The following is a 12,383-nucleotide window of genomic DNA, read 5'->3' on the forward strand; positions in this document are numbered from 1 at the left end:
GCAGGTGGTGGGCAAACACTTCGCTCAATGCGTGGCGTTCTGCCGGAACTGCCGTGGGCTGATGCCGGTCAGCGCCTTGAACTGGCGGCTGAAGGCGCTGTGGTCGGTGTAGCCGCATTGCAGGGCGACGTCGGTGATCGGCAGTTCGCCGAGCAGCAGGCGCGAAGCGTGTTCCAGGCGCACCTTGTGAATCATCTGCCGTGGGGTGAGGTGGAAGATGCGTTTGCAGTAGCGCTCCAGCTGGGCGATGGACAGGTCGGCGATATGGGTCAGGTCGTCGAGGCGGATCGCTTCGTTGTAGTGCTCGCGGATATGCCGGTCCACCGCGGCCAGGCGTTGGTAGGCCGGGTGCGCGTCGCGGGCGGCCTGCAGGTCGAGGGAGATGCCGGCCATGCCGATGATCTGCCCGTCGCGTCCGTGCAGCGGCAGCTTGTGGGTCAGGCACCAGCCGGGTTCGCGGCTGCCGTACAGGTGCAGTTCCAGCTGGCCCTTGATGGTGACGCCCTGGCGCAGCACGCGCTGGTCCTGCTCGGTATAGACCGGGCCGAGCACGGCGGGAAACACCTCGGCCGAGGTCTTGCCCAGCAGCGGCGCGACGTTCTTGAAGCCGCAGCGCTGGGCCAGGGTCAGGTTGGCGGTGAGGTAGCGGGCCTGCAGGTCCTTGATGAAAAACACCGCGTTGGGCAGGGTGTCGAGCAGCGGGATCACCAGGGCCATGCTGCCCAGCAGGCCGTGAATATCCTCGGGCGCCTGGCTGGCGATGGCTTCGGGCAGACGGTGCAGCTGAGCGGTATCGATCATCAAGGGCTGCTCTTGTTGTGGGACGGGGCGCGCCCCGCGACTTTGGGTCTACTGGCTCATCCTTGAATTGCGCGGCGCCGTTGGCGGGCGGCCCACGGCAACGGTCTGCGCCTCACTTCACGCCGGGCGTCGACGATTCCATCAGCAGCGTCTCGATCCGCGCCGGCACCAGGGGCGCTCGTGGCGTCGGCGCGGCCCAGCCGAACAGGGCCTGTGCCGCCGTGGCGCAGACTCGCCCCTGGCAGGCGCCCATGCCGCAGCGACTGTGCAGTTTGGCCTCGGCCCAGCTCGCTTCGCCAGCTACCTCGGCGTAGGGCACATCCTCGCAGCGGCACAGCAGCGTATCAGGTCGCGACAGGCGCAGAAGCGCGGGTCGCAGGGCGAAGGTTTCCCGCACTCGCTCGGCGAAAGCCTGCCAATGGGCCCGACGCTGGATCAGCGCGATGGCCTCCCGGGTCTGCCCGCTGGCGGCCAGCCCGGCGATCTCGCCTTCGACCCTCGCCAGTTCGCTGCCGCCGACCCCGGTGCATTCGCCGGCCGCGTAGACCTGGGCCAGGCTGGTAGCCTGGTAGCGATCCACGGCAATGGCGTTGGCCTGCAGCTGGCAGCCGAGGTGACTGGCCAGGGTGGTGTTGGGCACCAGCCCGAAACCGCAGGCGAGACGTTCGCAGGGTATTTCCCGAACCTGCTCGCCCTGCTGGATACGCACCGCTTGCAGGCGATCTTCACCCAGGGCTTCGAGCACATGGGCGTTGTAGCGATAGGCCGTGGTGGCCAGCCCGGCGGCCTGGCCGAGCTTGGCCGGCCAGCGCCAGAGCCCGGCGGCGAATGTCGCCAGTGCGGCCAGCGGGGCCTGCTCCAGGACCGCCTGCACCCGGGCGCCGGCCTGGCGGGCGGTGGCGGCGCTGGCCAGCAGCAACGGCCCGCTGCCGGCGATGACCACTCGCTCGCCGGCCAGCGTCAGGCCGTTTTTCAGCAGCGCTTGCAAGGCTCCCGCGCCCGTCACTCCGGGCAAGGTCCAGCCGGGGAAGGGCAGCAGCAGTTCGCGGGCGCCGCAGCACAGGATCAGGCTCTGGTAGCGGATCAGCAAAGCCTGCTCGGCATTTTCCAGCAGCAGGGCATTGGCGCCGGCGCCGGCCACCACCCGGGTGCCCGGCAGGTAACGCAACCGAGGATGCTCCAGCACCTGCAAGGCGTCGCGGGCGATGCCGGCGAGCGTGACGCCCGGCCCGTTGCGCCAGATCTGGCCGCCGGGGCGCGGGTTGTCGTCGAGCAGGACGATGGAGAGATCGCTGCGGCTCGCCGCCCGGGCCGCCGCGAGGCCGGCCGGGCCACTGCCGACGATAAGGATGTCGCAGCTCAGGCGCTGTTGACTCATGGCGTGCGCTCCACGTGCATGCCTTCGCGGCACAGGGTCTGGCAGGCCAGTTGGCGCCGGCCGTCGATGGTCATGCGGCATTCCTGGCAGATGCCCATGCCGCAGAAGGGCGCCCTGGGCTGGCCGGTGCAGGAGGTTCGGGTACGTGGGTCGCCGCTGGCGGCGACGGCGGCGGCGACGCTCAGGCCATCGCGTACGGTCAGCGCCTGACGGTCCAGGTAAATGATCATGGGGCAGTTCCAGTCAGGGAGGCGGTCAGCTCGGCGAAGCGTGCGGGGCGATAGGCCTGGGCGTCGATATCCGGCCGTTCGCCGAGCAGCAATTGGGTCAGCAGCCGGCCGCTGCCGGGGGCGGTGGTGACGCCCAGGCCTTCATGCCCGACCGCCAGCCACAGGCCTGTGTGGCGTGGATGTTGGCCAAGGATCGGCAGGCCGTCCGGGGTGGCGGCGCGAAAGCCGGTCCAGGCGCGGATGCCATTCAATTGCGCCAGCCCCGGCAGATAGGCCACGGCCCGTTGCAGCATTGGGGTCAGCACTTCGGGCTCGATGGCCGGGTCGAGGCTGTCGAACTGCCGGGACGAGCCGATCAGCAATTGCCCGGTTGGCCGTGGCTGCACATTGAACGCCACCGAGGTGCCGTTGCTGGCGTGGGCGCTGGCGGCGTAGCCCAGCTCCACCAGTTGGTGGGATACCTGCCGGGGGTAACGATCGGTGATCAGCAAATGGCCTTTCTTCGGCCGCAGCGGCAACTCCGGCAGCAGGTTCTTCGCCGCCAGACCGTTGGCCAGCACCACGTACTCGGCACGCAGCACGCGGCCGTCATCCAGCGCCACGCGGTGGTCGGCGATGGCGCTGACCGTGGCCCGCTCGCAGCTGATCCCTGGCGTGTTGTGCAACAGCCAGTGGGCGGTGGCCGGGGCGTAGAGAATGCCGTCGCCGGGGATCTTCAGGGCGCCGCCAAGACCTTTGCGCAACAGGGGTTCGAGTGCAGCCAGGGTCGCGCTGTCGAGCAATTCGCCCGCCACTCCGTGCTGGGCCAGGTTGATTTGCTTGGCCCGGGCCAGGTCCATTTCCGCAGCGTCTGCGGCCAGCCACAGGGTGCCGCAATTGCGGTAGGCGCAGGTGGCCGGCAGTTGCGCGCGCAGCTGGTTCCACAGGCCGATGGAGTAGTGACTCAGCGCCAGTTCGGCGCGGTTGTCGTCCATCGCCACCAGGTGGCCCATGCCCGCGCCGGTGGCGCCGCCGCTGGCGTTGTCGAGCACCCGCACCCGCAGGCCGCGGCGGGCCATTTCGTGGGCGCAGGCGGCCCCGACTATGCCGCCGCCAATCACCAGGACGTCGGCTTCGGCCGGCTGGCTCACGAGACGATGCCCCAGGCGAAGGGATCGCTGTCTTCGATCAGCAAGGTGGCTTCTGCGCTGATGTGGGCGGTGCCGCGGATGGTCGGGATGACCTGCTCGCCTGCCTGCTCGTAGCTGGCTCTGAACTGGCTGCCGATCACGCTGGCCTGACGCCAAATCGCCCCGGGCGCGAGTTTGCCGTCGGCGGCCAGGCAGGCCAGCTTGGCGCTGGTGCCGGTGCCGCAGGGGGAGCGGTCGTAGGCCTTGCCGGGGCACAGCACGAAGTTGCGGCTGTCGGCCTGCGGGTCGTCGGCGAACAGCTCGATATGGTCGATCACACCATCGTCGGCGCCGCTGATGCCGGCGGTCTCCAGGGCTTCGCGCACGACCCAGGTGTAGTGGGTCAGGGCTTCGACGTTATCCAGGGCGATACGCTGGCCATGCTCGCTGATCAGGAAGAACCAGTTGCCGCCCCAGGCGATATCGCCACGGACTTTGCCGTGGCCGGGCAGTTGCAGTTCGACGCCGCTGCGGTATCGGTAGGCCGGCACGTTGCGCACGCTGACCGAGAGGTCGTCGTGCAGGGTGGCGCTGACGGTGCCCACCGGGGTTTCGATGCGGTGCACGCCGGGTTCGATGCGCCCCAGGTGATACAGCGAACGCACCAGACCGATGGTGCCGTGGCCGCACATGCCCAGGTAACCGCTGTTGTTGAAGAAGATCACCCCGGCACAGGCATCCGCCGCCTGGGGTTCGCACAGCAGGGCCCCCACCAGCACATCGCTGCCCCGTGGTTCCAGCACGCAGGCCGTGCGCCAACGATCGTGGCGTGCTTGCAGGATCGCCAGCCGTTCGGCCATCGAACCGTTGCCCAGGTCGGGAAAGCCGTCGACAACCAGGCGAGTCGGCTCGCCCCCCGTATGTGAATCGATGACGGTTATTTTTTTCATGGCAGCACCTGACGGAAAAGGCCTACAGAGTGGCTCGGGAAAGGGCCGCATCGCTTGTGGGTTTTCTCTGCGGCGGATGACGAAATCGGCATAGTGGTGAGGCTCGCCCATCCTGTAGCCGCTGCCGAGGTACGAGGCTGCGATCGGGTTGGGCGGCATTCCGACGAAGCGGCCGCCAGCCTTGTGTCCTCGGTCTCTCTGACAAACCGAATTGCCGGGTTTACGACTGCTGCGCAGCCGATCGCAGCCTCGTACCTCGGCAGCGGCTACAGGTGTGCAGTGCGGCTGCTGGTGCAGGGGGGCAGGCGGGTCGAAGGAGGCGCAATGGACGGAAAAGGTCGGTGGACGATTGGGTAAATGTGCCGATTTCGTCTTGCTTGAGCGGGAAAAACCTCAAGCTGCGAGGCGGTGAAAGGCGGAATCTGTTTTTCGTTTCCAACGCCTGTCGGCCCCGACCGACTCAACCAACAAGGACAAGACCATGAGCCGTAAAGCCATCCACTGGAGCGGTGTATTCCCTGCCGTCAGCACCCAGTTCAAACCCGACTTTTCCCTGGACCTGGACGCCACCCACAGCGTCATGCGCAACCTGGTGGCCGACGGTGTGTCGGGCCTGGTGGTGTGCGGCACCGTGGGCGAAAACACCTCGCTGAGCACCGCGGAAAAACTCTCGGTGATCGAGGTCGCCAAGGACGCCGCCGGCGGCCGCGTACCGGTGATCGCCGGGATCGCCGAGTTCACCACCGAGTTCGCCCGCAACACGGTGCGCGAAGCGGCCAGGGTCGGGGTCGACGGGGTGATGGTCATGCCGGCCCTGGTGTATTCGGCCAAGTCCCATGAAACCGCCGCGCACTTTCGTGCCATTGCCACCGGCACCGACCTGCCGGTGATGGTCTACAACAACCCGCCGATCTACAAAAACGACGTCACCCCGGACGTGCTGATCGCCCTGCAGGACTGCGAAAACATCGTCTGCTTCAAGGACTCCTCCGGCGACACCCGGCGCTTCATCGACCTGCGCAATGCCGTGGGCGACCGCTTCGTGCTGTTCGCCGGCCTGGATGACGTGGTGGTGGAAAGCATCGCCGTCGGCGCCGAAGGCTGGGTCTCCGGCATGTCCAACGCCTTCCCGAAAGAGGGCGAAACCCTGTTCCGCCTGGCCAGGGAAAAACGCTTCGAGGAAGCCCTGGCGCTGTACCGCTGGTTCATGCCGCTGCTGCACCTGGATGCGCGTCCGGACCTGGTGCAGTGCATCAAGCTCTGCGAGGAACTGGTCGGTCGCGGTTCCTCGATCACCCGCCCGCCGCGCCTGGCCCTGCAGGGCGAGACCCTGGCCGAGGTCAAGGCGATAGTCGCCAAGGCCCTGGCCGAGCGTCCGCAGTTGCCGGACGTCGGTCTGTAAGCCAGCCGACAGGCCGCCCCGCGCAGTGGCTCGCGGGGCGGCCTGGTCCACGAGAAGAACCATCAGGCACTCGCGCAGTGCCGTGTTTCACCCCGTCGGCAGCCTGCTCGCAGGAGGCCGGCGCGACATTCGATCTGCCTACTCCAATAACTCAATAAGAAGGCGCGCCTATGTCAGGCCAAGGCAAATTCAAGAAACAGCTCTCTCTGGTTGACCTCACCTTCATCGGCCTGGGGGCGATCTTCGGTTCCGGCTGGTTGTTCGCCGCCAGCCATGTCTCGGCCATCGCCGGGCCGGCGGGGATCTTCTCCTGGCTGCTCGGCGGTTTCGCCGTCCTGCTGCTGGGCATCGTCTATTGCGAACTGGGCGCGGCCCTGCCGCGAGCGGGCGGGGTGGTGCGTTATCCGGTGTTCTCCCATGGGCCGCTGCTGGGCTACCTGATGGGCTTCATCACGTTGATCGCGTTTTCCAGCCTGGTGGCCATTGAAGTGGTGGCGGCGCGGCAATACGCAGCGGCCTGGTTTCCGGGGCTGACCCATGCCGGCAACAGCAACCCGACCCTGCTCGGCTGGCTGGTGCAGTTCGCCCTGTTGTGCCTGTTCTTCTGGCTCAACTACTCCAGCGTCAAGACCTTCGCCAAGTCCAACAACCTCATCAGCCTGTTCAAGTTCGTCGTGCCGCTGCTGGTCATCGGCGTGCTGTTCACCTTCTTCAAAGCGGAGAATTTCCACGTCCAGGGCTTTGCTCCCTTCGGGCTGTCCGGCATCGAAATGGCGGTCTCCGCCGGCGGCATCATCTTCGCCTACCTGGGCCTGACGCCGATCATTTCGGTGGCCAGCGAAGTGCGCAATCCACAGCGCACCATTCCCATCGCGCTGATCCTTTCGGTCCTGCTCTCGACCCTGATCTACGGCCTGCTGCAACTGGCGTTCCTCGGCAGCATTCCCACCGACATGCTGGCCAACGGCTGGAGCAGCATCAGCAAGCAATTCTCCCTGCCGTACCGCGACATCGCCCTGACCCTGGGCGTCGGCTGGCTGGCCTACCTGGTGGTGGCCGACGCGGTGATTTCCCCCAGCGGCTGCGGCAACATCTACATGAACGCCACGCCACGGGTGGTGTACGGCTGGGCGAAGACCGGGACCTTCTTCAAGATCTTCACTCGCATCGACGAGCAGTCCGGCATCCCGCGCCCGGCGCTGTGGCTGACCTTCGGCCTGTCGGTGTTCTGGACCTTGCCGTTCCCGTCCTGGGAAGCGCTGATCAATGTGGTGTCGGCGGCCCTGGTGCTGAGTTACGCGATTGCCCCGATCAGCGTGGCGGCGCTGCGCAAGAGTGCGCCGGACCTGCCGCGGCCGTTCCGGGTCAGTGGCTTCGGCCTGTTGGGGCCGGTGTCCTTCGTCATCGCCGCGCTGATCGTCTACTGGTCCGGCTGGAGCACGGTGTCCTGGCTGCTGGGCCTGCAGATCCTGATGTTCGTCATCTACCTGGGCTGCAGGCGCCTGGTGCCCACCGACCACCTGAGCCTGACCGAACAGGTGCGCTCGTCCCTGTGGCTGATCGCCTTTTACGCCCTGACCATGGTCATTTCCTACCTGGGCAGCTTCGGCGGGATCGGTGTGCTCACTCACCCCTACGACACCCTGGTCGTCACCCTCATGGCCCTGTGCATCTACTACTGGGGCGCCAACACCGGGGTGCCAGGCAGCAAGCTGCTGTTGGAAGGGGCAGACGAATGAGCACAGCCCAGGCATCCATTCAGCTCACGCCATTTATTCAGAGAGGTAACCCATGCCTGTAACAGGACAACTGCTGATCGGCCAAACCCGCGTGCGGGGTGGCCACGGCGAAGTGCATGCACTGGCTGCCGCCACCGGCGAGATCCTGGCGCCGGGTTTTGGCGGCGCCGGCCCGAACGACCTGGAACGCGCCTGTGCCCTGGCTGAGGCGGCATTCGACCGCTACCGGGAAATCAGCCTGGAACAACGGGCGGCTTTTTTGGAGAGCATCGCCGGCAACATCCTCGCCCTCGGTGATGAGCTGATCGAGCGCTGCATGAGCGAAACCGGCTTGCCCCGTGCCCGCCTGGAAGGCGAGCGCGGGCGCACCGTAGGCCAGCTGCGGTTGTTCGCGGCGGTGGTGCGCGACGGCAGCTTCCTGGAGGCGCGCATCGACCCGGCCCAGCCGGAGCGCCAGCCCTTGCCCAAGGTGGATCTGCGCCTGCGCCAGATCGCCATCGGGCCGGTGGCGGTGTTCGGTGCCTCGAACTTTCCCCTGGCGTTTTCCGTGGCCGGCGGCGACACCGCCTCGGCGCTGGCCGCCGGTTGCCCGGTGGTGGTCAAGGCGCATTCGGCGCACCCCGGTACTTCGGAACTGGTAGGGCAGGCGATCCAGCAGGCGGTGCACAGCCACGGGCTGCCGGAAGGGGTGTTCTCGCTGCTGTTCGATGCCGGCCGCAGCATTGGCCAGGGGCTGGTGGCGGACAGTCGGATCAAGGCCGTGGGCTTTACCGGTTCGCGCAACGGCGGCGTGGCGTTGATGAAGATCGCCGCGGCCCGCGAGGAACCGATCCCGGTCTATGCCGAGATGAGTTCGATCAACCCGGTGCTGCTGTTGGCCAATGTACTGGCGGAGCGCGGCGAAGCCATCGCCCAGGCCTTTGTCGGCTCCCTGACCCTGGGCGCCGGGCAGTTCTGCACCAACCCGGGTTTGCTCCTCGCGGTCGACAGCCCGGCGTTGCGCGCATTCGAAGCCGCGGCGGCAGCCGTGCTCAAGCTGGCGCCGGCGCAGACCATGTTGACGCCAGGTATTCATGGCAGCTACTGCCAGGGCGTCGAGCGGCTGCTGCGGCATGCCGAGGTGGAGCCCTTGGGGCAGGGCGCCGATGGCCAGCGCTATCAGGCCCGTGCCGCGCTGTTCGCCACATCGGCCGAGGCCTTCATGGCCCGCGCTGCACTGCGCGAGGAGGTCTTCGGCCCGGCCTCGTTGATCGTGCGTTGCAGCGATGCCGCGCAGATGAAAGTGCTGCTGGCGAGCCTGGAAGGTCAGCTGACCATCGCCCTGCACCTGAGTGACGACGACCATCCGCAAGCCCGGGAACTGTTGCCGTTGCTGGAGCGAAAGGCCGGCCGTCTGCTGGTCAACGGTTTTGGCACCGGTGTCGAAGTTGGCCATGCCATGGTCCATGGCGGGCCGTTCCCCGCCACCTCGGATACGCGCACCACCTCGGTGGGCAGCCTGGCGATCCAGCGTTTCCTGCGCCCGGTGTCGTACCAGGACTTGCCGCCAGCACTGCTGCCGCAGGCTTTGCGCAACGACAACCCCTGGCAGGTTCCACAGCGTCTCAACGGCGAGCGCCCGTTGTAGCCGCTGCCGCAGGCCTGCGGCGTTCTCACCCTCAACCCCATAGGGCCGGGTTTTATGGCCCCCACGGTTTTTATCGGAGCACAAGCCCCATGTCCGATCTCGTCACTCTTTCCCTCGCCGAAGTCCATGACCTGTCCCTCAAGGTGCTGACCCGCCACGGCCTGTCCAATGCCCATGCCTGGGCCATTGCCGAGGTCATCACCCAGGGCCAGCGCGACGAGTGCCATTCCCACGGGGTGTACCGCCTGCTGGGTTGTGTGCGCTCCGTGCGCGAGGGCAAGGTCGACCCGCTGGCCGAGCCGAGCCTGCGGTCTATTTCCGCGGGCGTGCTGGAGGTGGATGCGCACTACGGCTATTCCTTGCTGGCGTTCCAGACCGGCTTGCCGTTGCTGGCGGAAAAGGCCCGCAATCAGGGGCTGGCGGCCATGGCGATCAAGCGGTGTTTCCACTTCTCGGCGCTGTGGCCGGAGGTCGAGGCGATTGCCGCCGAGGGGTTGGTGGGCATCGCCATGAACCCCAGCCACAGCTGGGTGGCGCCGGCCGGCGGCAGCAAGCCGGTGTTTGGCACCAACCCCCTGGCGTTCGCCTGGCCACGGCCGGCGGGCCAGCCGTTCGTGTTCGACTTCGCCACCAGCGCCATCGCCCGCGGCGATATCGAATTGCACGCGCGCCAAGGCAAAGCCATCCCCGAGCATTGGGCCATCGACGCCCAGGGCCAACCGACCACGGATGCCAGGGCAGCCCTGCAAGGCGCCATGCAAACCTTCGGCGGGCACAAGGGTTCAGCCCTGGCGGCGATGATCGAACTGCTGGCCGGCGCCCTGATCGGCGACCTCACCAGCGCTGAGTCCATGGCCTTCGACGCTGGCGTCGGCGCCGCGCCTTGCCATGGCGAGCTGATCCTGGCGTTCGATCCGCAGGTGTTTTTGGGGCAGGACTACGAGAAAGGTCTGGAACGCGCCGAAGGACTGTTCGCGGCCATCACGGGGCAGGGCGCGCGGCTGCCGTCGCAGCGGCGTTTCGAAGCCAGGGCCCGCAGCACGCAACACGGCGTAAAGATCCCCCGCGCGCTGTTCAACGATATCCAGGCGCTGTTGGCGCAGTAACCGCGATTCTTGTAGCGAGCAAGCTCATCTACAGAGGGGCCGTAATCGTTCAACAAGTGATCGTTTCAGTTCCGGGCTATGAATGAACGTCTTCTTGAATCGGCATACCGATGCAGCGCTCGAATATCTGATTCAGATGGTGACCATTGCCGTGGAATGAACTGATGTTGGCTGCAACCCATTCTTGTTGGTCAACCGCCCACCAATCGATTTCATAGCCGGCGTTGACGATGATCCATTCGAAAAGGATGCGTTGGGTTCGCCCGTTGCCTTCCCTGAAGGGATGCAGGACGTTGATCGTTCCGTAAGACTCGGCGCAGGCAACTACCAGCTGTTCACGTGAATAACCGTCAAACCAGCCTGCAGCCTTGAGCCGGCTGAATTCTTTGGTCGCTTCCGGTTCGATGCGCTCGGGGATACAGAACTGATTGCCACCCTTGCTGATCTTCACTGTTCTCAGTTCGCCTGCCCAACTGTAGATCCGCGAAAACAGCGTGTGATGGATGTCTTTCAAGGTTGCCAGACTGTAGGGCGGTTCCTGGAATTCGAACTGCGTTGCGCACTTCTCGGTGAGATAGCGTTCTGCCTCGTTGAGGTCTCGCTCATCACGCAAATCCAGGAGGTTTTTCAGGACATCGGTTCCCGGGTAGCAATCCGGGTCATGGCCAACGCCGTACTTGTCGGTATTCACACTTTGAGTTGTTGAACGGCTTTGAGTGCTGCTTTGCGGGAGGGCAGTTTGCATTCCTCATCGTTGAGCGATGTGGCGAAACCTTCAAGGCGCAGACTGGCGCTGAAGTTGGATTTACGATGCTTGGCGAAGTAGGCTTTTTTAGCTTGAAAACTCAGCTTTTCCATATCCGGCCCCTCTGTGCGAGTGATGGGAAATTATAGCTGATAGCAGGGGGGGCTTTGTTATCGTTCATCGCTCGTTTCAATCTTCCTGAATACGGATATCCAGTTGATGAACCTTCACTTCGAAACCCCCAACCTGTTGCTGCGCCCGCGTACCCTCGAACACTTCGAGGCGTGCATCGCCATGGACCTCGATCCGCACGTCACCCGTTACCTTCCCGGCCCCTGGGACGGTGGCGAGGAGCACCGCGATTTCGTGCGTTCGCGTATGGAGCGCGATTTTGGTGAGCACTGCGGCTATTGGGCGATCTTTGCCAAGTCCGCGCCGGAGGAGTTTCTCGGCTGGGTGTCGTTCATTCCCTACGAGGCTGTCGGCCCGGAACTGGAAATGGGCTGGCGCCTGGTGCGCCGGGCGTGGGGCAGGGGTGTTGCGTCCGAGGCGGCGGGGCGCATCGTCGAGCACGCTTTTCTCGGGGCAAGGGTCGAGCGCATCGTCGCCGATGCCCATGCCTTGAACGAGGCCTCGCTGGGGGTGGCGCGCAAGCTGGGTTTTCGTTTTGTGCGCGATGGCGAGTTCGAGGGACTGCCGAGCAAGTTTTTCGAGATGACCCGGGCGGATTTCGACGCCCGAGGACGTTGATCTGCCGCCGCTGACTGGCCGTTTGTCGCCACCTTGCTGCCGCTATCTGCCTGCTGCTATCAAGTTCAGCTAGCAGACAGTTTCGAGCTGTTAAAACACGTCTTACGCCTGGCAGGAGCCGGGTGGTTGCAGGGGGCGTTGTCAGCAGTTCAAGCGTCGGCGTCAAGCGCCGGGGAGGCAGCATGTTGTTACGTTACACGGCTCTGGTGGCGGTGGTCGTAGTGGCCTCCGGGTGTGTGCAGGAACGGGTGGTGCATGAGCGGCGGGTGGTCGAACGCGCGGCGCCGGTGGAATACGCCGAGGTGGTTGCGCCGCAGCCACCGCCGGTGCGGGTCATCGAAGTCGAGCCCATGCATCGCCCGGGTTATGTCTGGTCCAGGGCTTACTGGCACTGGGATGGCCGGCAGTATGTGGCGGTCCATGGTCACTGGGAGCCGTTGCGTCCCGGGTACCATTATGTGCACCCGTTCTGGGAGCGTCGCGGCGATGGCTGGCACCTGCATGCGGGTGGCTGGGCCAGTTGAGCGAAGGCGAACCGGCACACAG

13 protein-coding genes are annotated in these 12,383 nt (G+C 65.8%); 6 read left to right on the forward strand and 7 right to left on the reverse strand.

What is annotated here, in order from left to right; all coding sequences use genetic code 11:
* Nucleotides 1-24: 24 nt before the first annotated feature.
* The 5 genes from CXQ81_RS09345 to CXQ81_RS09365 all read right to left on the reverse strand — a co-directional run bounded on the left by CXQ81_RS09345 (nucleotide 25) and on the right by CXQ81_RS09365 (nucleotide 4,468).
* Nucleotides 25-801, reverse strand: a complete 777-nt coding sequence (locus CXQ81_RS09345) for an AraC family transcriptional regulator (RefSeq protein WP_101337070.1) — start codon at nucleotides 799-801, stop codon at nucleotides 25-27.
* Nucleotides 802-913: 112 nt separating this feature from the next.
* Nucleotides 914-2,179: an FAD/NAD(P)-binding oxidoreductase gene (locus CXQ81_RS09350; RefSeq protein ID WP_101337071.1), complete on the reverse strand. Its 1,266-nt coding sequence runs from the start codon at nucleotides 2,177-2,179 to the stop codon at nucleotides 914-916.
* Entirely contained in the window at nucleotides 2,176-2,409 is a 234-nt protein-coding gene (locus tag CXQ81_RS09355; protein WP_101337072.1) for a 2Fe-2S iron-sulfur cluster-binding protein, read from the reverse strand. The genes CXQ81_RS09350 and CXQ81_RS09355 overlap by 4 nt, the downstream gene beginning before the upstream one ends.
* Nucleotides 2,406-3,539, reverse strand: a complete 1,134-nt coding sequence (locus CXQ81_RS09360) for an FAD-binding oxidoreductase (RefSeq protein ID WP_101337073.1) — start codon at nucleotides 3,537-3,539, stop codon at nucleotides 2,406-2,408. Before CXQ81_RS09360 ends, CXQ81_RS09355 begins: the two co-directional genes overlap by 4 nt.
* Nucleotides 3,536-4,468, reverse strand: a complete 933-nt coding sequence (locus CXQ81_RS09365; RefSeq protein WP_101337074.1) for a 4-hydroxyproline epimerase — start codon at nucleotides 4,466-4,468, stop codon at nucleotides 3,536-3,538. The genes CXQ81_RS09360 and CXQ81_RS09365 overlap by 4 nt, the downstream gene beginning before the upstream one ends.
* Nucleotides 4,469-4,949: 481 nt before the next feature.
* Between CXQ81_RS09365 and CXQ81_RS09370 the strand changes: the two genes are divergently transcribed.
* The 4 genes from CXQ81_RS09370 (at nucleotide 4,950) to CXQ81_RS09385 (ending at nucleotide 10,342) form a co-directional block, all read left to right on the forward strand.
* Nucleotides 4,950-5,870, forward strand: a complete 921-nt coding sequence (locus CXQ81_RS09370; RefSeq protein ID WP_101337075.1) for a dihydrodipicolinate synthase family protein — start codon at nucleotides 4,950-4,952, stop codon at nucleotides 5,868-5,870.
* 170 nt (nucleotides 5,871-6,040) lie between these two features.
* Nucleotides 6,041-7,609: an APC family permease gene (locus tag CXQ81_RS09375; RefSeq protein WP_007922737.1), complete on the forward strand. Its 1,569-nt coding sequence runs from the start codon at nucleotides 6,041-6,043 to the stop codon at nucleotides 7,607-7,609.
* A 52-nt stretch (nucleotides 7,610-7,661) separates the two neighbouring features.
* A complete protein-coding gene (locus CXQ81_RS09380; protein WP_101337076.1) occupies nucleotides 7,662-9,236 on the forward strand; it encodes an aldehyde dehydrogenase (NADP(+)) in 1,575 nt (524 codons plus the stop codon).
* Nucleotides 9,237-9,325: 89 nt separating this feature from the next.
* On the forward strand, nucleotides 9,326-10,342 hold the full coding sequence (locus CXQ81_RS09385) for an Ldh family oxidoreductase (RefSeq protein ID WP_101337077.1): 1,017 nt from the start codon (nucleotides 9,326-9,328) through the stop codon (nucleotides 10,340-10,342).
* Between the two features lie 76 nt (nucleotides 10,343-10,418).
* Here CXQ81_RS09385 and CXQ81_RS09390 read toward each other — a convergent pair whose 3' ends face one another.
* Both CXQ81_RS09390 and CXQ81_RS09395 read right to left on the reverse strand, forming a co-directional pair.
* Complete coding sequence (locus CXQ81_RS09390) at nucleotides 10,419-11,033, reverse strand: Fic family protein (RefSeq protein ID WP_101337078.1); 615 nt, start codon at nucleotides 11,031-11,033, stop codon at nucleotides 10,419-10,421.
* On the reverse strand, nucleotides 11,030-11,200 hold the full coding sequence (locus CXQ81_RS09395) for a YhfG family protein (protein WP_007929425.1): 171 nt from the start codon (nucleotides 11,198-11,200) through the stop codon (nucleotides 11,030-11,032). Before CXQ81_RS09395 ends, CXQ81_RS09390 begins: the two co-directional genes overlap by 4 nt.
* A 106-nt stretch (nucleotides 11,201-11,306) precedes the next feature.
* On the opposite strand from CXQ81_RS09395, the gene CXQ81_RS09400 reads away from it, so the two are divergent.
* On the forward strand, nucleotides 11,307-11,837 hold the full coding sequence (locus tag CXQ81_RS09400) for a GNAT family N-acetyltransferase (protein WP_101337079.1): 531 nt from the start codon (nucleotides 11,307-11,309) through the stop codon (nucleotides 11,835-11,837).
* Between the two features lie 182 nt (nucleotides 11,838-12,019).
* Nucleotides 12,020-12,361, forward strand: a complete 342-nt coding sequence (locus CXQ81_RS09405) for a YXWGXW repeat-containing protein (RefSeq protein ID WP_087089123.1) — start codon at nucleotides 12,020-12,022, stop codon at nucleotides 12,359-12,361.
* Nucleotides 12,362-12,383: the final 22 nt, after the last annotated feature.

Origin of the sequence: Pseudomonas sp. 09C 129, assembly GCF_002843625.1 — a bacterium.
Lineage (GTDB): Bacteria > Pseudomonadota > Gammaproteobacteria > Pseudomonadales > Pseudomonadaceae > Aquipseudomonas > Aquipseudomonas chlororaphis.